Source organism: Pseudoalteromonas sp. 2CM28B (assembly GCF_023161935.1).
In genome coordinates, this window is the sequence record NZ_JALNTH010000008.1 from 87,926 (window position 1) to 108,587 (window position 20,662).

Here is a 20,662-nt window from a genome sequence, read left to right on the forward strand (position 1 = left end):
ATTATAAGCCTCGCTCTTTATTCCATGGACGTACTTTCATGCCCTCATCTAATGAGTGCACGCCAGCAGAGACGACAATTTGGCCTTCTTTAATACCGCTTAACACTTCAATACCGTCGCGGTGTACTTGGCCTACTTTAACGGCTTGTTTATTAACAACGCCGGTTTCTGGGTTATATACCCACACATAGGCGTTATCTGACACGCTTTCTTTAGCTTCAGAAAAAACCGACTCTACCGGTAAAATAGTGTAAGCCACTTGCGAGCTGGTTACTTTTGATAAATCGATAAATACACGGCCCGTCATCCCTGCAAGTAGGTTAAAGTCTTTAGGCACTGGTAGCGAAAAAACAACTTTGTAGGTAAGCGTAGTAGGATCGGCCTGCGTGTCCCACTCTTTTAAATCAAGGGTGTACTCTTTATTATCATAACCGTCAAACACAACGGTAGGGTGGTAGTCACTGCCTTTTTTAATGCGCGCTATTATTTTTTCAGGAACTTGGATTTCCACATCCATTAAATCGCGGGTTTCTAGGCGTAAAATGTTTTGCTTGGCTTGAATGTTTTCAAAGTTTTTAACAAATACTTTGGCTACAGTCCCTGCAAATGGGGCGCGCAGCTCACTGTATTCTAGGTTGGTTTCGGCAATTTTAAAGGCAGACTCTGCCACTTGCATATTGGCCAATGCTTCATCGTACTCTGATTGACTCGCGATTCTTTTTTCAAGTAATTGTTCAATGCGGCTAAGTTGTGATTTAGCAAGCTCATAACGGGCTTTTCTATCATCGTACTGTAACTGAAAGTCTTCTGGGTCAAGCTTTGCTAAAAGTTGTCCTTTTTCAACTTCTTCACCTGCTAATACCGGAAACTCTACCAGTTCACCATTGACTCTAAATGCTAAGTACGAGCCTTGGTTAGCAACCACTTCAGCAGGAAAACTGCGCACATTTGTTTGCGAATCATGTCCTATATTGAATAACTTTACAGGCCTAATGGGCTCTTCTTTTACTTGCTTTTCTGGCTCAGAACAGGCCATTAAGGTAAGTAAAGTCGTAGTAAGTATACATAGACGAAAGAGTTTCATGTCTTCTCCGTGGCAATGATGGGCAAAATAATTAAGTGCAGGATACGCCGCAACCATATAAAATAAAATTCATTAAATTTTAGAAACATAATAAGTTTTATTTATGATCATGTTGAGCGCAGTATGAAGCTGAATCAATTACAAATTTTAGATGCCATTGTACAAAGTGCAAGTTTAAGTGGCGCGGCGCTTAAATTACATAAAACTCAACCTGCGCTTACCTTAGCAATTAAAAACTTAGAGGCAAAAATTGGCTTCGAACTACTCGATAGAAGCAAGTACCGATTACAGTTAACTGAAAAAGGGCGTGTTTTTCATCGCGAAGCACAACAATTATTGCATGCAAATGATGAGCTAGCACAGCTTGCTAAAGAGCTTGCACTGGGTAACGAGCCACAATATCGAATTTGTTATGAGCAAATTTGTCAAAAAGACAGTTATAACGAGATCATAAGTAATACTTTTAGACTATTTAAGCGTACGGAGTTTAATTTAACCAGTGGAAAACGCTTTGTCTCTTTAGAGCAAGTAAATAGTGGGCAAGTGGAGTTAGGCATCGGCCCTTGGTTTGACTTATTTCATGCAACAGGGCACTTAGAGAGCCTACCAATTGGTAAATTAAATATTGGAATTATTGCATCTACTAATACGTTTCCTAAGTACATGACCTTTAACGAGCTACAAAATTACCCGTGTTTGGCCATGTTTGAAAGTGACTTAAGCATAGACAGCGACAAGCTTTCTTACTCAAAAGGCTCTGCCTTAATGAAGATTGACGATGTAACCAATTTAAAGTCGTTTTTGCTTGCTGGTGCCGGCTGGGCAATGATGAACATAGACTATTGCGCCCCTGAAATAGAAGCCGGGCTGTTACAGCAAATACAGATAAACGACAGAGAAGATGAGTTTGGTATAGAAGTACGTGCATTTAGGCGTGATGCAATACACCATGGCCCTGTTGCGCGCTCTATTTGGGAGCAATTTAAAGTACTCAGTGAGGCGTACGTTAATGACCGATAATATTGATAAAGAAACCCTCATCTACACCATTATTGCAAATATACCTGAAGGTTTTGTAGCAAGTTACGGGCAAGTAGCAACGCTTGCAGGTTTCCCGCAAAATTCACGCTTGGTAGGGCGCTTATTAAAGCAAATGCCAGATGATTCTGTTATACCGTGGCACAGAGTAGTAAACAGCCAAGGTAAAATATCATTTCCTGCAGGCAGTGATAAATACCAAGAGCAGCGCCAAAAGCTATTATTAGAAGGGGTTAGCTTTAAAAACGACAAAGTAAATATGCGCGAGTGTAGATGGCAGTAGTGAACGTATTATCGTAAAAGAGCTTTTAAAGGCTGCTTTATTACAAGTGTGCGGCTTACTTTTTTTTAGCTAGCGTAAATCTACAACAAATAGGGTTTTTCAGCTTCTAGTTTTACCTTTACCACAACCTCCTTATCTAGCTTTGTGAATGAAAAACTTACAATGAAAAGCGATATATTTTCTATTTTTTACACAATAAAAATATATACGGCAAAGTAAAAAACACCTCCACACCTACCTATAGCTAAAATGGCATTAAATCAATTAAGCGTCGAGTTGGCATAACACTTGAACTACTTATTAGTTGTAAATAGATATTGAGCATACCAAATGTTGGCTCACGGGCGCGTTTAAAAATGGTATCTCATTTACAAAAGGTAAAAGCGTAAAAACGTAAGTAATCCTCAAGCCATCTTAAAAGTGAATGATAAATTATTTGAAAAATATGGTTTTTCACATCGCTAGTGGTGAATGATCAAGGTGATGAAGTGTAAATATTTAGTTTTAAGCATGAGGGTTATTAAAACCAAATATTAAGGACTAACAAACTATGACTGACCCAACTTTATTGATTTTAATGTATTTTGTGATCCCTGTTTGGCTTGCTGCTGGTATTGCTGATTGGTTTTGTCATCGACGTAGTAATATTTCTACAACCAGCGGTGCTAAAGAGTCATTTATTCATTTATTAATGTTTGCCGAAGTGGGCATTCCGTTAATCCTCGTTTTAATTTTTGAAGTTAATAGTTTGATTATTGCCATTTGTATTGTATTGTTTTTTCTGCATGAGCTTACAGCAATGTGGGATGTAACTTATGCAGTAAGTAAGCGAAGGGTAGGGCCTATAGAGCAACATATACACAGTTTTTTAGAAATGATACCCCTGTTAGCTTTGGTATTAATTATTGCGCGCCATTGGGAGCAATTTACCGCTTTATTTACTCCAGGCGGCTTTCCTCCTTACTTTACGCTGCAATTAAAAGCCTCTCCTTTACCAATAACTTACTTGGCAACGGTGCTATTTATAGCACTTGCGCTAGAATTTACGCCTTATTTAGAAGAGTTCATTCGCGGTATACGTGCTAAAAAAGATAACACTTAATCGGCTTAAGTTATTTATGCAGTTAATTTATGCGTGTCTAACTCGGCGCACTCTTGCTCACACTGAGCTAAATAGTGCTGTATGAGCACCGATTTTTAGTACCAAGCTAAGGTGCTGTTAACCAGAGCCTCACCAATACCTAGTGGGGCTTATTTAGGTATAATTGAAAAAAGGCTAGGTAATAATAGCGGCGTAAATACGCCGCTATTATTTCATAAAATCAATAAGCTAAGATTAACTAATATAAGTAACTATCATGATTAAGGTAGATGCTGCCCACCTGTCACGCCCATTATTTCAGCGGTAATGTAACTTGACTCTTGCGATGCTAAGTATACATAGGTGGGTGCTAGTTCAGCAGGCTGGCCTGGTCTACCTAATGGTACGTTATCACCAAATTCAGGCAATTTTTTAGCCGGTTGGCCGCCACTTTGTTGAAGCGGGGTCCAAATTGGCCCTGGAGCAACCCCATTAACCCGAATGCCTTTATCAATAACCATTTTTGCTAAACTTTTAGTAAAGCTTGTAATTGCGCCCTTAGTCGATGCGTAATCGAGAAGCCCAGCAGAGGGTTGATAGCATTGGATTGAGGTTGTATTAATAATACTAGCGCCCGGTGGCATATGTTTTACCGCCGCTTTTGTTATCCAAAACATAGCAAATACATTTGTTGCATATGTTTGGCAAAATTGCTCGGTAGATAAATCGTCTAGCTCGGCAACAAACTGTTGCTTACCCGCATTATTCACTAATATGTCGATTGAGCCTAAGTTTTCAACGCTTTGCGCCACAAGGTCGTTACAAAAACTCTCATCAGAGATATCGCCTGCAATTCCCCATGCTTTGTTACCGGTGGCTTTTAAAATATCGAGTGTTTCTTTCGCATCGGCTTCTTCGCTGGCTAAGTAATTAATAACCACATCGGCACCTTCTCTGGCAAATGCAATGGCAACCGCTCTGCCAATGCCCGAGTCGCCCCCAGTGATCAACGCCTTGCGGCCCTTTAATCTGTCGCTACCTACATAGGTATCTTCGCCGTGATCTGCTTTGGGTTTTAAAATTTCATCTAGGCCTGGGTCTGGTTGAGCACTGTCTTTTTCGGTTCGTGCCATTTGATATTGGCTTCTAGGGTCTTGCATCGTAAATTGGTTAGTTGGCATATCAACGTCTCCTTTAACGTAAAGTTTAAGTTGGATTAACTGCATGTAATCACAAAGAGCCTAATGGCATATAACGCAGCAATGCGTGTTACCTACCTCTTTGCTTGGCGGGAATAGACGTAAAAGTGAGTGTGGTTGTAAAATATTGAGTATAAGTAGCAACTTACTAATGTAGCACTTGCCTCAATTGTAGAATCAGCTTGTAATGCGCCCACTTTGTATCTCCTTTAACGTATTTGCTTGGCCAAGGTTTTACTGACCATTTATATTGAAGGAGCAATAGATATGCCATAGCGTTACATTCAAAATATGATGCTATGTCACTTATTTTAATCCATTTATTTTAAAACTAGGAAAGGATTATGTGAAGATAATGGGTAAAAAATGGATAAGAGTACCGAAAATGTTACACGCTGTTTATCGAGCTAGTTAATTAGGCGAGTAAGAGACAATATTAGGCTTATAGTCAGAGCCGTAAATAACAGCGTTTTTAATTAAGGCCCAGGTGATATCGCCTAAGCTACAGCGCGCTTTTATCGCGCTTTTATATAGAAGGGTAGCCAAATTATTGCGGTTTATGTGCGTGGCATAAAATTACTAATTACATGCATTAATACACGTAATTAGTAATTGAAATGTAGTGGCACACACACCCAGCTATTACAAAGAGGTGCCAAATTGCGTGGCTAAATTGAGTGCTTTTAGCGCTATAAAATAATGTTCCTAAGCTATAAAAAATGCCACCGGCCAGTAACCAGTACAGTGCTTTTACATCAATATTTAAATAAAGTGGGTATACAATCGCAAGAGCAAACCAGCCCATAAGTAAGTAGGTAGCCAGCGAGACTTTTTTATTACCATTTTTAATCAGCACTTTATAAGCAACGCCACCAAGCGCGACTGCCCAAATAAAACTCAGTGTCCCCCAAGACCACAATCCATTAAGAGATAGCAATAAAAATGGGGTGTACGTACCCGCTATTAATACGTAAATAGCGCAGTGATCGCACTTTTTATAAAAAGCGCGTAATTTTGGCTGTACACTGGCGTGATAAAGTGTGGATGATAAAAACAATACAAATAAACTAGCCCCATATACAGCGGTGCTAATATAAGCTTTTACGCTGGTGGCTTGTTTAAATAAATCCCACATTACAAACACAGCAAAAAATATTCCCAGTGCATGGCTTAATACATTGAGTTTTTCTTCTTTGCGAGAATAGGGTGCATCTATAGTCATACTAGTCCTACCACTTATTAATTAAACTTGAGTGTACAGGTGTACGCTCAATGTTTCAATGTCAGCATTGTTACTGTAAATTAGTCACCGTACTTTTATTGATTTTAAAGGGAATTAATCGGGTATAGTGTGGTCGTATAGTCTCAATTAATTAAGGCACGTTTATCATGAAAAAAGAGCTCAAAGCCGTTTTACTTACTGCCATTGTGTATCCTGGGGCAGGGCATTTTTCGCTTAAAAAGCGTTTAATAGGCTGTATTTTTGCAAGTGTATTCACGCTACTTTTGTTTATGACATTAGGTGATATTTTGGCTATAGCGCAATGTAGCGCAAATGAAATTTTAGCAGGTAAAATTCCGATGACGGCTTCAGGCATTTTACAAGCCGCCCGTAATCCATCAGGTGAATGTGCTCAGCTTGGGGAATATAAATATCTTCCTTTAATGGTGGTCATTTGGTTACTAAGTATGGTTGATGCTTATCGGTTAGGTAAAAAAGTTAAGCCCGATACACAAAATAAAAAGTAATGGTAGTCGTTGTTTTAAACTGCAAATAGTGAACTAAAAATATTTACTAATAGTTAGTCAAAAAATTAAAAAGGTTAGTTAAATTAACCAAACCTGAATGCTGCGTTGCTATATGGCTTTTGATATAGTCTTTAAATATCAATGATTTAATTTTTATTTTTCTGTTGGCACAACCCTTGATTATGTTATTGCGTCTAAACAATATACACAACAAGGAATACCATTATGAAACATTCATTTAAAATCGCTATGGCAAGTTTATTAGTATTAGGTTCTTCGCAAGTACATGCGAGTGAAGTGGACCTAGATGTAACTGATATTATAACGCAAAACGTAACAAGCTATATTAATCAAGCAACGGCAGAGCTTGAGCAATCAATTTCGCAGAGCCTTAGTTTTGATGCCCAGGCAGTACTTGAGCAATTTGTAAATCAAGCGCAAGAACAAGCTGACGTTACCACGCAGTCTTCAATGCCGGTAACTACGCAAGTTAAAGCTAAATAAGTGTAAAAGGATAAGACGATGAGTAACGAATTAGGATTATTTGCACTTATGTTGGCGCCTGTTGTAAGCATGATTAGTGTTTACTATATGGTTCAAGTAATAAAAAGTATGGGAAGTTGGATCAACTTTTAATTAATAGGTAAATAATTCGATTTAAGTAAGCTGATCGACTTAGTAAAAGCGCACGTAAATAAAGGCAGTGTAATTTAAAGAAGTAGACTTTATGAAACGTGCGATTTTCCCATTACCAATATTTGTGTTACCAGAAGGCTATACGCGTTTACGTATATTTGAGCCTAGGTATTTAAACATGGTAAAAACCGCACTACAAAATAATGTCGGTTTTGTACTGTGCACCTACCAGCACGACACGCCATTTAATATTAGCGCTCAGGGCTGTTTGGTCGATATTATCGACTTTGATCAAGACCCTAGCAATATGCTACTTATTGATGTGTACGCTGCTAAAAGCGTGCAAATAAATGACGTATACCAAGATGAAAGTGAATTGCGCCATGGCTTATTAAGCGATTGCAATACGCCGTATTGGTACAATGACTCCCACAGTGAAATTTCGGCTGATAATCAACGCTTGTCTGATTCTTTGCAGGACATATTTTTAAACAATAAAGAGCTTTCTAGTTTATATAGGCAAACCAAGTTTGATAATTTAGCCTGGGTAGCTGCGCGCTGGCTTGAACTGTTACCTATATCTATTGATAAAAAACAGCAACTTGCGTTCGAAAGTAACTTTGCTAACTTACTAAACTTCCTCCATACTGTGATTAACAATGAATTTGCCTAAAATAATGTGATCTGCGTTTAATTGCTTGGCGTATAGATATATACAAAAGCATACACGGGATTAATTATTATGGTAAGTCAACAACCCTCACCACGTTGTGAACCTAATACAGGTAAATATACTGCCATGCCAGAAACGCCAAGTGCAGAGCTTATGCAAGCTCTGCTTGATGTAGCTACTTCGCGAGACAAAAGAGCGTTTGCTTACTTATTTGAATACTTTTCGCCAAAAATTAAACGCTTTGGAATTAAGCAATTTGGCTCTGAGGCACAAGCAATGGAGCTTGTACAAGAAACACTAACCTCAGTGTGGCGTAAAGCGCATTTGTATCACAGCGATAAAGGGGCTGCGACGACTTGGGTATATACCGTAATGCGTAATGCCTCATTTGATATGCTTCGTAAAATGAAAAGTAATAAAGAAGAAAATATAAGCGAAGATATTTGGCCACTTATTAACGAATCTCAAGATACAACACTTGAATTTAGCGACCACTTGGAAGATCAACAAATTAAACGTTACCTAGACAAACTACCAACCGCACAGCGAGAGGTCGTACGAGGCGTTTATTTCCAAGATATGTCGCAAGAGCAACTTGCTCAACAATTAAATATTCCTGTAGGCACGGTAAAATCACGATTGCGTTTAGCCTTGCAAAAATTACGTAATGAAATGGGAGATCAGCATGATTAAACATCACCCTAGTGAATCTTTACTAGCACAATATTGTTCAGCGCAGTTACCTGCATCGTTAAGCGTTGCGGTATCTATACACGTTGATATGTGCCCAGTTTGCCAAGCAAAAGTGGCAAAACTTGAAGCCGCTAATGCAAAGGATGTATTTAGCGATGCGTCATACGCCCCTGATACATTAAATTTAAGCAATGATTTACAATCGCCAGATTTTGACGCCGACCTGCTAGAATTGATAACCGCCGATGCTAGCATTGATGAAGTTTACGAAGTTGAGCCGGTAACCGTACAAGTTAATGAGCATAACTACGAATTACCACGCGCCTTAACACGCATTTCGCATGGGCGTTTTACGCAAGTGGGTAAGCTTGCTCGCTCTCGCGTTGCTATTGATGATGGCCCATTGCGCTCAAGCCTTTTACATATTGGCGCAGGGGGCGAAATCCCCGAGCATACTCATACTGGTTTTGAAGTAACATTGCTACTTGATGGTGAATTTAGTGATGAAGAGGGTAGTTACGTGCCAGGAGACTTTATTTGGCAAGATGGATCTCATCAGCACACCCCACTCACAAAAGATGGTTGTTTATGCTTTACAGTCGTCAGTAGTGCGCTACATTTTAATAAAGGGCTCAGTAAGTTACTTAATCCTATAGGTAACTTGATTTATTAAGAGAATTTATGCAAACAGACACAATAAAAATAGGTATTAGCGCCTGCTTAGCAGGCGAAAAAGTACGTTTTGATACAGGCCATAAAAAGTCTAACTTTTGTATGGACGAGCTTGGAAAACATGTAGAGTACACGCGTTTTTGCCCAGAGGTAGCCGTAGGGTTACCTATTCCTCGGCCAACCATACGCCAAGTACGCGTAGGCGATACAATAAAAGTATGTCGACCAGATGGCACTGGCGATGTTGGGCCTAAGCTAACTGAATACGGTAAAAAAGTAGCCACAGAGCAAGCTAAAAACCTAAGTGGTTTTGTATTTTGTGCGAAAAGCCCAAGCTGCGGTATGGAAAGAATTAAAATTTATAACGAGGCGGGCACCGGCAATACCTCCGAAGGCGTTGGTTTTTTTGCTGAGCAAATAATGAAGCACAATCCATTATTGCCATGTGAAGAAAACGGCCGCTTAAACGATATGCATTTACGCGAAAACTTTGTAATGCGCGTGTACGCTTACAAACAGTGGCAGTTATTAGCTTCTGAGCCGCTAACAGTGCATAAGCTTACCCAGTTTCATTCGCAATATAAGTACTTATTAATGGCTCATAATTATCAAGCTTACCGCGACTTAGGTAATTTACTTGGTACTTATAAAGGTGATGATATTAACGCTTTAGCAGATGAGTACATTCTTGGGTTAATGAACGGCCTTAAAAAGCCTGCATCACGCAGGAATAACTGCAACACGTTAATGCACTTGCAGGGCTACTTTAAAAAAGACTTATCTAAGGTTGAAAAGCAAGAGCTACGCGATGCCATCGATGAATACCGTCAAGGTTTAGTGCCTTTGTACGTACCGCTTACTTTGCTAAAACATCATCTAAAAGTACACCCTAATGAATACCTAGAAAAGCAGGTGTTTTTTAATCCTTACCCTAATGAACTAAAATTACGTTACGGCATATAATGAATACACTTTTTTGGTTTAGGCGCGATTTGCGCCTTTTTTCTAACGAAGCGCTTATTGAAGCGCTAAATAATGGCGCTAAACAGGCCATTTTTTTTATCTGCGAAAAGCAATGGCAACAACACAACGCCGCTCCCATTCAAATAGATTTACTAAAAAGACGCCTCAATTATATACGCGAGCAGCTAGCACAGTACGCAATAGAGCTGCATATTTTTGACGCCCCTTACTTTGACGATTGTGAAAGTGCGCTTTTATCATTTTGCGATAAACATCAGGTAGAACATGTAATTGCCAATAAAGAGTATGAGTTAAATGAAGTAAATCGTGATGCGCAAATACTTGCAAAGTGTGATGATAAAAATATTACTTTTACCCTCTATGAGGGAGATGTAATAGCGCCTGTAGGCAGTGTTAAAAACCAAAGTAACGAAATGTATAAAGTGTTTACACCATTTAAAAAACAGTGGCTTAAACAACACCAAGATACTCACTTTAGCTTATTACCGTGGCCTTTAAAAAAACAGCCGATAAATAACAACGCACAGGCAATTAAAAGTGATGGCAGCTCAGAAAAATGGCCAGTTGATGATGAAAGCTTAGCAACCATTGTTGATAATTTTATTTGCGACAAATTAAGTAGCTACGACGAACAGCGTGATATACCCAGCGTTAAAGGCACATCGGGTTTAAGCCCTTATTTAGCTCTGGGTATTATAAGCCCTAAGCAGTTACTGGTTAATATTCAAAACCGCTACCCAGATATTTTAACAACATCTAAAAGTAAAACGTTTACTTGGGTAAACGAGCTTATTTGGCGCGAATTTTATCGTCATTTAATTGCGCAATTTCCTAAGCTTTCTCGTGGTGATAACTTTAACGAAAAGTACAATGGCGTTAAATGGCGTAAAAACGAGGCTGAGTTTAAAGCCTGGTGCGAGGGGAAAACAGGTTACCCACTCGTTGATGCAGCGATGAGACAGTTAGTTCAAACCGGCTGGATGCATAACCGTTTAAGGATGGTAGTTGCCAGCTTTTTGACCAAACATTTATTAATTGATTGGCGTGAAGGCGAGCAGTTTTTTATGCAGCACCTTATTGATGGCGATTTAGCCTCTAATAATGGCGGTTGGCAGTGGGCTGCCAGCACTGGCTGTGACGCGCAGCCTTATTTTCGCGTATTTAATCCTATCACTCAAAGTGAGCGCTTTGATCCTAATGGTAAATTTATACGTAAATATTTACCAGAGCTTGAAAAAGTGCCAGATAAACATATTCATTTTCCTCATGCATATTTAGCGTCAATAGGGGCTGATAAGCAATGTTACTGGCCGGCAATCGTAGATCATAAAGCAGCTCGCGAGCGTGCAATAGCTGCATTTAAGGGGTGATATGGAAACAGCATTACCGGTAGCAAAATTTGTAGAAATATATCAACAACTCGATAAATCAAACCTGCATTTGCTTAATGATATTTACAGCGAGCAAATTAAATTTAAAGACCCAATGCACGAAATACACGGGCTAAGCGAGCTTACCCGATATTTTTCTAATCTATATAGTAATGTTAAGCATTGTCAGTTTGATATTAGTGACACCTACGAGTGTGATGACAAAGCATTTTTGTATTGGACTATGCATTACGCCCACCCAAAACTGGCTTCTGGCAAAACTATATCGGTAGAAGGGCACAGTAAGCTGGTTTTTAAAGAAGGTAAAATTATTAACCACCGCGACTATTTTAATGTCGGAGAAATGCTATACAAGCATATTCCTATTTTAGGTGGCGTTATAAATTACATAGATAAACGAGCAGGGTCGCGATGAATATTTTAATTACAGGTGCAACCTCAGGTATTGGCGAGCAGCTTGCAATAAAGTACGCACAGCAAGGCAACACGGTAATTGCTTGCGGTAGAAACCTTGAAAAGTTAGCTGAGCTTGAAAAACACACCAATATTAAAACGTGTCAGTTTGATGCCACAGACCTCAAAGACATAAAGCAAGCAACCCTTGGCTTTAGTGCTTTTGATAAGGTTATTCTTAACGCTGGTAACTGTGAGTATGTAGATGATGCCCGTAACTTTGACAGCGCTTTGTTTGAGCGAGTTATTTCAGTAAACCTGCTGGCAATGGGCTACTGCCTAGAGGCACTATTACCAAAAATTAGTGCGGGCGGACAACTTGTGCTTGTTAGCTCAAGCGTTACGTATTTACCTCTGCCACGCTCTGAGGCTTATGGCGCATCTAAAGCCGGGGTAAGCTATTTAGCGAAAAGCTTAGCAATCGACTTAAACGATGTTGATGTTACGTTAGTGCACCCTGGTTTTGTTAAAACCCCCCTTACTGATAAAAACGATTTCCCAATGCCTATGGCCGTCACTGCATCAGAGGCCGCCGATTATATGATTAAGGGGATCAATAAACGCCGTAAAGAAGTTCATTTTCCTTATCGGTTTACGCTTATTTTAAAAGCATTACGTATTTTACCGTTACCACTTTGGTTACGTTTAGCAAAAGGATTAGCCCGTTGAAAAAAATAGCAATAATAGGTTCTGGCGTATCGGGTTTAACCTGTGCTCATTTACTGCACAAGCATTACGATATTACCGTATTTGAAAAAAACGATTACATTGGTGGTCATACCGCGACAGTAGAGATATCGGATGCTGGGGTTAAACGCGCAATAGACACGGGCTTTATCGTATTTAATGACCGCACTTACCCGTACTTTGAAAAACTACTCGCGCGCATTGGCGTAGACAGACAAGAAACACAAATGAGCTTTAGTGTTCATAATCAAGCAAGTGGTTTTGAATACAACGGACACACCTTTACCAGCTTATTTGCTCAAAAAAGAAATATATTTAGGCCTAAGTTTTGGCGCTTATTAAGCGATATAGTTAAGTTTAATAAACTATGTAAAGCAATGCACAGCGAGCAAAACTACCCTAAAGATCAAACGCTGGGTCAGTTATTAGATACGCACGGCTTTAATGACTTTTTTAAATACCATTACATTTTACCTATGGGGGCGGCAATTTGGTCAACCAGCATCAAAGAGATGCAAAATGTAGGGGTTGAGTTTTTTGTAAACTTTTTTTACAACCATGGCTTACTTGATGTTACAAACAGGCCGCAGTGGTATGTAATCCCTGGTGGGTCTAAGCAATACATTAAGCCGCTTATTAAAGGTTTTGCAGAGCGGATAAAACTAAATACCGACATTGAGACGGTTACACGTGTAGATAATAAAGTAATTATTACCCTTGAAAATGGCGAACAAGCTGAATTTGATAAAGTGGTATTTGCGTGTCACTCAGATCAAGCCCTTGCATTACTTGGTGATGCGACTGAGCAAGAACAGGCTGTATTAGGTGCAATCCCTTATACCGAAAACTCGGTAGTACTGCATACAGATACCAGTTTACTGCCAGATAGAAAAGCCGCCTGGGCTAGCTGGAATTACTTACTAAACGAAAACACCGACAAAGCAGCGGTTGTTACATACCAAATGAATATACTGCAAGGTATAGACTCAGATACACAATTTTGTGTAACCCTTAATCACTTAGAAGGGATTAACAAAGCAAATATATTACGTGAGTTTACTTATCATCACCCTGTTTTTAACGAAGCATCCATTGCCGCACAAAGACTCAAGCACACTGTTGATGGCCAAAATAATAGCTATTTTTGTGGTGCTTATTGGTATAACGGTTTTCATGAAGATGGTGTTCGCAGTGGGGTAGATGTGGCTAAGCAATTAGGTGTTGAATTTGAATAGCGCTGTATACTTAGGCGATGTAAGGCATCGGCGCTTTGCGGTAAAAAACCATCAGTTTAAATACCCGCTTTATATGATGTGGGTAGATTTAAAAAATCCGTTATTGCTTAATAACATTCACCCTATGTTAGGTACTTTTGGGTTTAAAGCACTGCGTTTTAATCAAGCCGATTATTTAAACACACTGCCAAACTCAGAGCCATTAAGTATTATTGAACGTGCACAGTGCCAAATAGAAAAACTAGGTGTTAAAGAAACGTTTTCGCATATTTATATGCTTGGCCAGCTTAGGTGTATGGGCATTTATTTTAGCCCTGTAAATTTTTACTTTTACGGTAATAGCACCGATAACTTTAAATATATTGTTGCTGAGGTAAGCAATACGCCGTGGAATGAGCGCCATTATTATTTGGTGCCCTTACAAAAAAAAGTGAACTTTAAGAAGGCTTTCTCCGTATCACCCTTTATGAATTTAGATATGGACTACCATTGGCAGGTACAACATACAGCCGATAACACATTAATTCATATAGAAAATAAACGTGGGGATGAGTTGTTATTCGACGCGTCTTTACGATTAAAGCGAAGTCAGTTAACGAAGCAAGAAATTAATAAATTATTAAAAAAATTTCCTGCGATGACTTTGTCTATTTTCAAAGGTATTTATGTGCAAGCACTTAAGCTGTTTATTAAAAGGGTTCCTTTTTTAGGTCATTCAGGAAAACCTTAGTATAGTTAAACAAGCTTAGTTGCGGGTAGCGATACAATTATAAAGGGTTTAAGATGGAAAAAGTCTCGAGTATAAACTGCCAAGAGCAAACAGGTTGGTTTACAAACTTATATAAAAAGCTAGTCACCAAAGCCTTTGCAAGTATTGAAACAGGCCAAATAGTGTTAGTTGAAAACAGTCGCTCAACAGTATTCGGTCAACAACATTCAGACTTAAAAACCACGATTACCGTTAACGACACTGCCATGTACAAAGCATTTGCGCTATCTGGCAGTGTGGGTGCTGGTGAGTCTTATATTCTTGGGCAATGGTCATGTGATAACTTGACCAAACTCATCGAAATTTTTGCCATAAACCAAAAACAACTAGATGCTTTTGAAAAAAAATTCTCGTTTTTTAGTGGCCTAGCCCACCGTTTTAACCATCTTAAAAACAGCAACTCAGAATCTGGGTCGAAAAAGAATATCGTTGCACATTATGATTTAGGTAACGATTTATACGAGTCATTTTTAAGCGAGGAAATGCTTTACTCCTGCGCTGTTTATCCATCAAAAGACGCTTCTCTTGAGGACGCTCAACAAAACAAGCTTAAACAAATTTGTGAGCAGGTAGAGATAAACGAAGGCGATTCAGTTATTGAAATTGGCACAGGCTGGGGGGCGTTTGCGATTTACGCGGCCACACATTACAACTGCCATGTGACCACAACAACGATTTCTGATGAGCAATATGCCTATGTGGAAAACAAGGTTAAACAGTTAGGACTTGAAAATAATATAACTTTGCTCAAGCTTGATTACCGTTTATTAGAAGGTCAATACGACAAGCTTGTATCAATAGAGATGATAGAAGCAGTAGGGCATGAATACCTACCAAGCTTTTTTAAGCAATGTAATAGCTTGCTTAAAGAAGACGGTGCAATGCTTATCCAAGCGATCACTATTGGCGATCAACGTTATCAACATTATTTAAAAAACTCTGACTTTATTCAGCAGTATATTTTCCCCGGTGGTTGTTTGCCTTCAATTAATGAGATGAGCGAGCAAATTAAAAACAATACCGATATGGTTATTCATACTGTAAGCGACATAGGCGCGCATTATGCTAGAACACTAGCCGATTGGCGCACACGCTTTATTGATAACTGGCACACCCTTGACAGTGACAAGTTTGATGAGCGTTTTTACAGATTATGGTTATTTTACTTTGCTTACTGCGAAGGCGCTTTTAGAACGCGAGCAACCAGCACCGTTCATTTAACGGCGCGTAAACCACGTTTTACTAGTCAAAATGACGAAATTGCCCTTAATTATTAATTTTGTGCTTTTTCAAACAGTGTGGTTTTTATCACTGTTTTTAGAAGCTCAATCTGTTTTATACACCTCTGGTATTGTTGTGCTTATGTTTGTTTTATCAAAGCAGCATAAGCTCGACGCGTTGCTTTTAGTAAAAGCTTTACCAATTGCGCTGTTATGTGAATACCTTGCTGTGCAGCTAAACCTTTTGGAATTTAAAGTATCCCCTTTTCCGCTTTGGTTAGCCTTGCTATGGGCAGCATTATTGCTTTGCTTAAACACATCAATGGCGTTTATTACTAATCTAAAACTTTGGCAAGCCTATTTAGTGTGCTTAGCCTTTGCGCCAATTAGTTATTATTCAGGCGCTCAATTTGGCGTGCTTAGTATTTATTCACCTGTGTGGATGTTTTGGCTTCTGTACGGCGCACTGTGGGCTGCTGCCTTTACATTAATTCTTATTATTAACCAAAAAATTAAAGCGATTATAAATTTTAGCAAGCAATAACAGGAGCTTGTATGAATATCACCGCAAAAATATGTGTAATAACGGCCGCAATGATTATGGCTACTTTTTTTACCCCATTGAGCTTTAGCGAAGAGCAAACTGACTTTATAAAAGTGGGCGAGGCGCGCATGGAATATTTATTTTGGGATGTTTACGATGCAACGTTATATACCCGCTCAGGGAGTTACAAACAGGGGGCGCACCCCGTTAAATTTACGCTCACCTATTTGCGAGACTTTGCAGCAAAAGACATTGTTAAAGCCACTAAAGAGCAATGGCAGCATTTAGGTAAAAGTGACTTATCTGCTAAGTATGCTGATAAATTGCTCACTCTTTGGCCAGACATTAAAAAAGGCGAGTCGTTAAGTTTACAAACATCACCAAGCGGTCAGGCTACTTTTTATCATAATGATAAAAAGTTAGGTGAAATTAGTGACTCGCAATTTGCCAATCAGTTTTTAGCTATTTGGCTAAGCCCAAACACCTCAGAGCCAGCACTTAGAAAACAATTATTAGGGATTTAACATGCGCAATATAAATAAATTTAAACAGCTATGTATTTTAATGGCCGCATTATTTTTAGTGAGCTGCTCCGCGCCAAAAGTAGAGCACTACAATAGCAGCAACCCAGAATTTGATTTTAAAGCGTTTTTTAGTGGCGATTTGAAAGCATACGGCGTTGTGCAAGATTATAAAGGCGAACTCACACGTAAACTTGTTGTCACTATGAATGCGCGCTGGGAAGGGAACGAGGGAGTTATAGAGGAAGACTTTGTGTATGACGATGGTGAAACACAAAAGCGTATTTGGTATGTCACCCTTAATGACGATAATAGCTTAGTGGGACGTGCTGATGATGTGCTTGGCATTGCAACCGGTAAAAGCGCAGGCAGTGTGTTTCATTGGAACTACAATGTAGCCTTACCCTACGACGGCAGTACGCTTGAGGTAAATTTTGATGATTGGATGTACCTGGTTACACAATCGCGCTTGATAAACCGAACGTCTATTGTTAAGTTTGGTGTCGAGGTTGGGGAAGTGACCTTAGTTATCGAAAAAATATAGAGCAGTGTGTTATTTAAAGTGTGCCTTTTGTGTACTTAAATTAAGTTTTAGTTAACCCAACACGCTGTATTTTACCGAGAATTATTAAAATTTTACGCATTTTCGAAGTATTTAAGCAAAAAATGCAATTTGCTGTTGCTAACTCCTTAAAAATGCATAAAGATAGGTTTTGCGAAGGCAAAATAATAACGAATAGGAATCTAACAATGAATAAAGCTCAATTAGTTGAAAAAATCGCTACTGATGCAGAAATCTCTAAAGCTGCTGCTACACGTGCACTTGACGCGTTTACTGGCGCTGTAACTTCTTCTTTAAAAGAAGGTAATTCAGTTGCATTAGTAGGTTTTGGTACTTTCTCAGTTAAAGAACGTGCAGCACGTACTGGCCGTAACCCACAAACGGGTGCTGAGATCCAAATCGCAGCGGCAACTATCCCAAGCTTTAAAGCAGGTAAAGGTCTTAAAGACCAAGTAAACCCTTAATTGGCGCTTTACAGATTTTTTTAAAAAAGAGCTATTTAGCTCTTTTTTTTGCCTGTATTAAAGTAGCGAGCTTACCTAAGTTAAGCTTATTCCCACATGCCTAATTAGGTATTAATGCAGAGCGTTGTAAGGCAAGGCTTAACATAAAAAATCCCTGCTAATTACTTAGCAGGGATTTAATATAAAACGCTTAACGTTTAAGCTTTAATTAATTACGCTTTTAATGCTTTATCACCACGGCCGATCCCTACAGCACCAGAGCGCACCACTTCAATAATGTCGGTTTCATGGCGTAGGGTGTCTAAAAACGATTCTATTTTGTCTGTGCTGCTTACCAGTTGTAAGCTGTAGCTTTGGCGACCCATATCTAAAATAGCACCTTGGAACACATCTACAACGCGTGTAACAGCTGCACGTGTGGTTTCGTCTTGGGCAAATACTTTAACAAGTAATAATTCACGTTCGATGTGACTCATTTCAGTCAAATCAATAATCTTAAGTACATCAACTAATTTATTAACTTGTTTAGTAATTTGCTCAACGATTCTATCATCACCCATAGTGGTAATGGTGATACGTGACAGTGACTCATCATCAGTTGTACCCACTGTTAAGCTATCTATGTTGTAGGCGCGCTGTGAAAAAAGCCCAACAATGCGAGATAAGGCTCCCGGTTCGTTTTCTAATAAAATAGATAATATACGACGCATTATGCTTTTACTCCTTTACGTAACCACATCTCATCAATGCCGCCTAGTTTAATTTGCATTGGGTATACATGTTCTTTTTCATCAACGTTAATATCTAAAAATACTAAACGGTCGTTAATGCTCATGGCTTTATCTATAGCAGGTTGTAGCTCATCTAAAGTATCTACCTTTATGCCTACATGGCCATAGCTTTCAACAAGTTTTACAAAGTCAGGTAATGAGTCCATATATGAAGATGAATGGCGACCGCCGTAAATCATATCTTGCCATTGGCGTACCATGCCTAATGAGCGGTTATTTAGCGAAACCACTTTTACAGCCAAGTTGTACTGTAAGCATGTTGATAGCTCTTGAATATTCATTTGGATTGAGCCATCGCCGGTTACACACACTGACTCTTTATCAGGAAAGGCAAGCTTAACACCCATAGCTGCTGGTAAGCCAAAGCCCATGGTGCCTAAGCCCCCTGAATTGATCCATTGGCGAGGGTTTTTAAATGGATAATATTGCGCTGCAAACATTTGGTGCTGACCCACATCAGAGCTTACATATGCGTCACCATTAGTGGCTTTATACACTGCTTCTATAACAGCTTGAGGCTTTATTTTGTCGCCATCGGTGTTGTAGCTTAGGCACTTTTGCTCGCGCCAGCTAATAATTTGTCGCCACCAATCCTCTTGTGCACTGCGATCAATTTGAATGCTACTTTTATCTATGCCAGCTTGCAGTTGCTCCATTACAGTGGCTAAACAGCCCACAACCGGAATATGTGCTTTAATCGTTTTAGAAATAGAGGTCGGGTCTACATCAACGTGAACGATGGTTGCATTAGGGCAAAACTTTTTAACATTATTGGTTACACGATCATCAAAACGCGCTCCCAGTGCTAAAATGACATCGGCATTTGCCATGGCTTTATTGGCTTCAAGCGTGCCGTGCATACCCAGCATACCCACGTAATTTGGGTGAATACCCGAAATACCGCCTAAGCCCATTAATGTATTAGTGATAGGTGCATTTAGCGATTCAACTAAGCGGGTTAATTGCTCAGAGGTGTTAGATAAAATAATACCGCCGCCTGAGTATATAACCAGTTTTTTAGCTTCTAAAATTGCGGTAACTGCTTTGCGAATTTGTTTAGAGTGGCCCTTTGTATTTGGGCTGTAGGTTCTAAGCTCTGTTGTTTTAGGGAAGTTGTACTCAAACTTAATAGCAGGGTTAAGCATATCTTTTGGTAGCTCAACAACAACGGGTCCTGGGCGGCCAGTACTTGCAATATAAAACGCTTTTGCCAAAATAGCCGGAATTTCTTCAGCGCTTCTGCAGTTAAAACTATGTTTTACAACCGGGCGAGAACAGCCAACAATGTCAGTTTCTTGGAATGCATCGTCACCAATTAAGCTAGTAGGTACTTGCCCCGATAATACCACCATCGGAATTGAGTCCATATAAGCGGTAGCAATACCTGTAATACAGTTAGTTGCGCCAGGGCCTGAGGTAGCAAGTACAACACCAACTTCGCCAGTAGCTCGGGCATAACCGTCAGCCATATGGGTTGCGGCTTGTTCGTGACGTACTAAAATATGTTCAATATCTTCTTGTTGAAAAAGTGCATCGTATAAATCCAAAACCGACCCACCTGGGTAGCCAAATATATACTTAACCTTCAACTCTTTTAATGCCTGAACAACTAGTTCAGAACCATTATATTCTTGTTTGCTCATCCTCATTCCTCTGTGCGCTGTTTATGCATAAAAAAACCCCCGCGTAGTGCGAGGGTTTTTAAAAAGCAATTTCACTTTTTAATACATCCCCGCTGGGCTTATCACTAAGACCACTACGAGTACGATTAAAAGGTGAAGTTGTTTTTTCATAATTGTCACTTTATAAAAAGCAAAATGCTGCTTTAGATTAAAAATTCTATATGGGGTTATTTTTAAGGGTTTTACGTGCTTATGTCAACCTCGAAAGGACTGTTTTGGATTAAAATTTCAAATTGATTTGTTTTCATACT

Annotated in this window: 24 protein-coding genes; 19 read left to right on the plus strand and 5 right to left on the minus strand. The window is 39.3% G+C overall.

Features of this window, described 5'->3' with window-relative positions; genetic code table 11:
- Nucleotide 1 precedes the first annotated feature (1 nt).
- Nucleotides 2-1,084 (minus strand): efflux RND transporter periplasmic adaptor subunit, encoded by a 1,083-nt coding sequence (locus MTN96_RS13200; RefSeq protein ID WP_248531897.1) that lies wholly within the window; start codon nucleotides 1,082-1,084, stop codon nucleotides 2-4.
- Between the two features lie 123 nt (nucleotides 1,085-1,207).
- Between MTN96_RS13200 and MTN96_RS13205 the strand changes: the two genes are divergently transcribed.
- The 3 genes from MTN96_RS13205 to MTN96_RS13215 all read left to right on the plus strand — a co-directional run bounded on the left by MTN96_RS13205 (nucleotide 1,208) and on the right by MTN96_RS13215 (nucleotide 3,507).
- The gene (locus tag MTN96_RS13205; protein ID WP_138577231.1) at nucleotides 1,208-2,104 is read left to right on the plus strand and encodes a LysR family transcriptional regulator; all 897 of its coding nucleotides are present in this window, start codon (nucleotides 1,208-1,210) and stop codon (nucleotides 2,102-2,104) included.
- Nucleotides 2,094-2,405: an MGMT family protein gene (locus MTN96_RS13210; protein ID WP_248531898.1), complete on the plus strand. Its 312-nt coding sequence runs from the start codon at nucleotides 2,094-2,096 to the stop codon at nucleotides 2,403-2,405. Before MTN96_RS13205 ends, MTN96_RS13210 begins: the two co-directional genes overlap by 11 nt.
- A gap of 550 nt (nucleotides 2,406-2,955) precedes the next feature.
- Nucleotides 2,956-3,507 carry a diguanylate cyclase gene (locus tag MTN96_RS13215; RefSeq protein WP_248531899.1) on the plus strand — a complete coding sequence of 184 codons (552 nt, stop codon included), beginning with the start codon at nucleotides 2,956-2,958 and terminating at the stop codon, nucleotides 3,505-3,507.
- A gap of 260 nt (nucleotides 3,508-3,767) precedes the next feature.
- Here the strand turns inward: MTN96_RS13215 and MTN96_RS13220 are convergent, their stop codons facing one another.
- Both MTN96_RS13220 and MTN96_RS13225 read right to left on the minus strand, forming a co-directional pair.
- Nucleotides 3,768-4,667 (minus strand): SDR family oxidoreductase, encoded by a 900-nt coding sequence (locus tag MTN96_RS13220; protein WP_282452032.1) that lies wholly within the window; start codon nucleotides 4,665-4,667, stop codon nucleotides 3,768-3,770.
- A 610-nt stretch (nucleotides 4,668-5,277) separates the two neighbouring features.
- Nucleotides 5,278-5,907, minus strand: coding sequence for a hemolysin III family protein (locus MTN96_RS13225; protein WP_248531900.1), 630 nt, complete (start codon nucleotides 5,905-5,907; stop codon nucleotides 5,278-5,280).
- A 167-nt stretch (nucleotides 5,908-6,074) separates the two neighbouring features.
- On the opposite strand from MTN96_RS13225, the gene MTN96_RS13230 reads away from it, so the two are divergent.
- The 16 genes from MTN96_RS13230 to MTN96_RS13305 all read left to right on the plus strand — a co-directional run bounded on the left by MTN96_RS13230 (nucleotide 6,075) and on the right by MTN96_RS13305 (nucleotide 17,938).
- Nucleotides 6,075-6,434: a hypothetical protein gene (locus MTN96_RS13230; protein WP_096042968.1), complete on the plus strand. Its 360-nt coding sequence runs from the start codon at nucleotides 6,075-6,077 to the stop codon at nucleotides 6,432-6,434.
- A gap of 225 nt (nucleotides 6,435-6,659) precedes the next feature.
- Nucleotides 6,660-6,938, plus strand: coding sequence for a hypothetical protein (locus MTN96_RS13235; RefSeq protein ID WP_248531901.1), 279 nt, complete (start codon nucleotides 6,660-6,662; stop codon nucleotides 6,936-6,938).
- A 223-nt stretch (nucleotides 6,939-7,161) separates the two neighbouring features.
- Nucleotides 7,162-7,743 (plus strand): LON peptidase substrate-binding domain-containing protein, encoded by a 582-nt coding sequence (locus MTN96_RS13240; protein WP_004586417.1) that lies wholly within the window; start codon nucleotides 7,162-7,164, stop codon nucleotides 7,741-7,743.
- 69 nt (nucleotides 7,744-7,812) lie between these two features.
- Nucleotides 7,813-8,436, plus strand: a complete 624-nt coding sequence (locus tag MTN96_RS13245) for a sigma-70 family RNA polymerase sigma factor (protein ID WP_004586416.1) — start codon at nucleotides 7,813-7,815, stop codon at nucleotides 8,434-8,436.
- Nucleotides 8,429-9,109, plus strand: a complete 681-nt coding sequence (locus MTN96_RS13250) for a ChrR family anti-sigma-E factor (RefSeq protein WP_248531902.1) — start codon at nucleotides 8,429-8,431, stop codon at nucleotides 9,107-9,109. Before MTN96_RS13245 ends, MTN96_RS13250 begins: the two co-directional genes overlap by 8 nt.
- A gap of 8 nt (nucleotides 9,110-9,117) precedes the next feature.
- Nucleotides 9,118-10,071 carry a DUF523 and DUF1722 domain-containing protein gene (locus tag MTN96_RS13255; RefSeq protein WP_096042971.1) on the plus strand — a complete coding sequence of 318 codons (954 nt, stop codon included), beginning with the start codon at nucleotides 9,118-9,120 and terminating at the stop codon, nucleotides 10,069-10,071.
- A complete protein-coding gene (gene phrB / locus MTN96_RS13260; RefSeq protein ID WP_248531903.1) occupies nucleotides 10,071-11,462 on the plus strand; it encodes a deoxyribodipyrimidine photo-lyase in 1,392 nt (463 codons plus the stop codon). Before MTN96_RS13255 ends, phrB begins: the two co-directional genes overlap by 1 nt.
- Before the next feature lies 1 nt (nucleotide 11,463).
- Complete coding sequence (locus MTN96_RS13265) at nucleotides 11,464-11,898, plus strand: nuclear transport factor 2 family protein (RefSeq protein WP_248531904.1); 435 nt, start codon at nucleotides 11,464-11,466, stop codon at nucleotides 11,896-11,898.
- On the plus strand, nucleotides 11,895-12,605 hold the full coding sequence (locus tag MTN96_RS13270) for an SDR family NAD(P)-dependent oxidoreductase (RefSeq protein WP_248531905.1): 711 nt from the start codon (nucleotides 11,895-11,897) through the stop codon (nucleotides 12,603-12,605). The genes MTN96_RS13265 and MTN96_RS13270 overlap by 4 nt, the downstream gene beginning before the upstream one ends.
- Nucleotides 12,602-13,858: an NAD(P)/FAD-dependent oxidoreductase gene (locus tag MTN96_RS13275; protein WP_248531906.1), complete on the plus strand. Its 1,257-nt coding sequence runs from the start codon at nucleotides 12,602-12,604 to the stop codon at nucleotides 13,856-13,858. The genes MTN96_RS13270 and MTN96_RS13275 overlap by 4 nt, the downstream gene beginning before the upstream one ends.
- Nucleotides 13,851-14,588, plus strand: coding sequence for a DUF1365 domain-containing protein (locus MTN96_RS13280; protein ID WP_248531907.1), 738 nt, complete (start codon nucleotides 13,851-13,853; stop codon nucleotides 14,586-14,588). Before MTN96_RS13275 ends, MTN96_RS13280 begins: the two co-directional genes overlap by 8 nt.
- A gap of 53 nt (nucleotides 14,589-14,641) precedes the next feature.
- Nucleotides 14,642-15,904, plus strand: coding sequence for a cyclopropane-fatty-acyl-phospholipid synthase family protein (locus MTN96_RS13285; protein ID WP_004586408.1), 1,263 nt, complete (start codon nucleotides 14,642-14,644; stop codon nucleotides 15,902-15,904).
- A complete protein-coding gene (locus MTN96_RS13290) occupies nucleotides 15,879-16,391 on the plus strand; it encodes a DUF2878 domain-containing protein (protein WP_029774497.1) in 513 nt (170 codons plus the stop codon). The genes MTN96_RS13285 and MTN96_RS13290 overlap by 26 nt, the downstream gene beginning before the upstream one ends.
- Before the next feature lie 50 nt (nucleotides 16,392-16,441).
- Nucleotides 16,442-16,915, plus strand: coding sequence for a chalcone isomerase family protein (locus MTN96_RS13295; RefSeq protein ID WP_248531955.1), 474 nt, complete (start codon nucleotides 16,442-16,444; stop codon nucleotides 16,913-16,915).
- A gap of 1 nt (nucleotide 16,916) precedes the next feature.
- Nucleotides 16,917-17,456, plus strand: a complete 540-nt coding sequence (locus MTN96_RS13300) for a DUF3833 domain-containing protein (RefSeq protein ID WP_024031747.1) — start codon at nucleotides 16,917-16,919, stop codon at nucleotides 17,454-17,456.
- A gap of 206 nt (nucleotides 17,457-17,662) precedes the next feature.
- Nucleotides 17,663-17,938: an HU family DNA-binding protein gene (locus MTN96_RS13305; RefSeq protein ID WP_004586404.1), complete on the plus strand. Its 276-nt coding sequence runs from the start codon at nucleotides 17,663-17,665 to the stop codon at nucleotides 17,936-17,938.
- A 212-nt stretch (nucleotides 17,939-18,150) separates the two neighbouring features.
- Here MTN96_RS13305 and ilvN read toward each other — a convergent pair whose 3' ends face one another.
- Together ilvN and MTN96_RS13315 are read right to left on the minus strand one after the other, a co-directional pair.
- A complete protein-coding gene (ilvN, locus tag MTN96_RS13310) occupies nucleotides 18,151-18,648 on the minus strand; it encodes an acetolactate synthase small subunit (protein ID WP_004586403.1) in 498 nt (165 codons plus the stop codon).
- On the minus strand, nucleotides 18,648-20,372 hold the full coding sequence (locus tag MTN96_RS13315; protein ID WP_054981927.1) for an acetolactate synthase 3 large subunit: 1,725 nt from the start codon (nucleotides 20,370-20,372) through the stop codon (nucleotides 18,648-18,650). The genes ilvN and MTN96_RS13315 overlap by 1 nt, the downstream gene beginning before the upstream one ends.
- Between the last annotated feature and the right edge of the window lie 290 nt (nucleotides 20,373-20,662).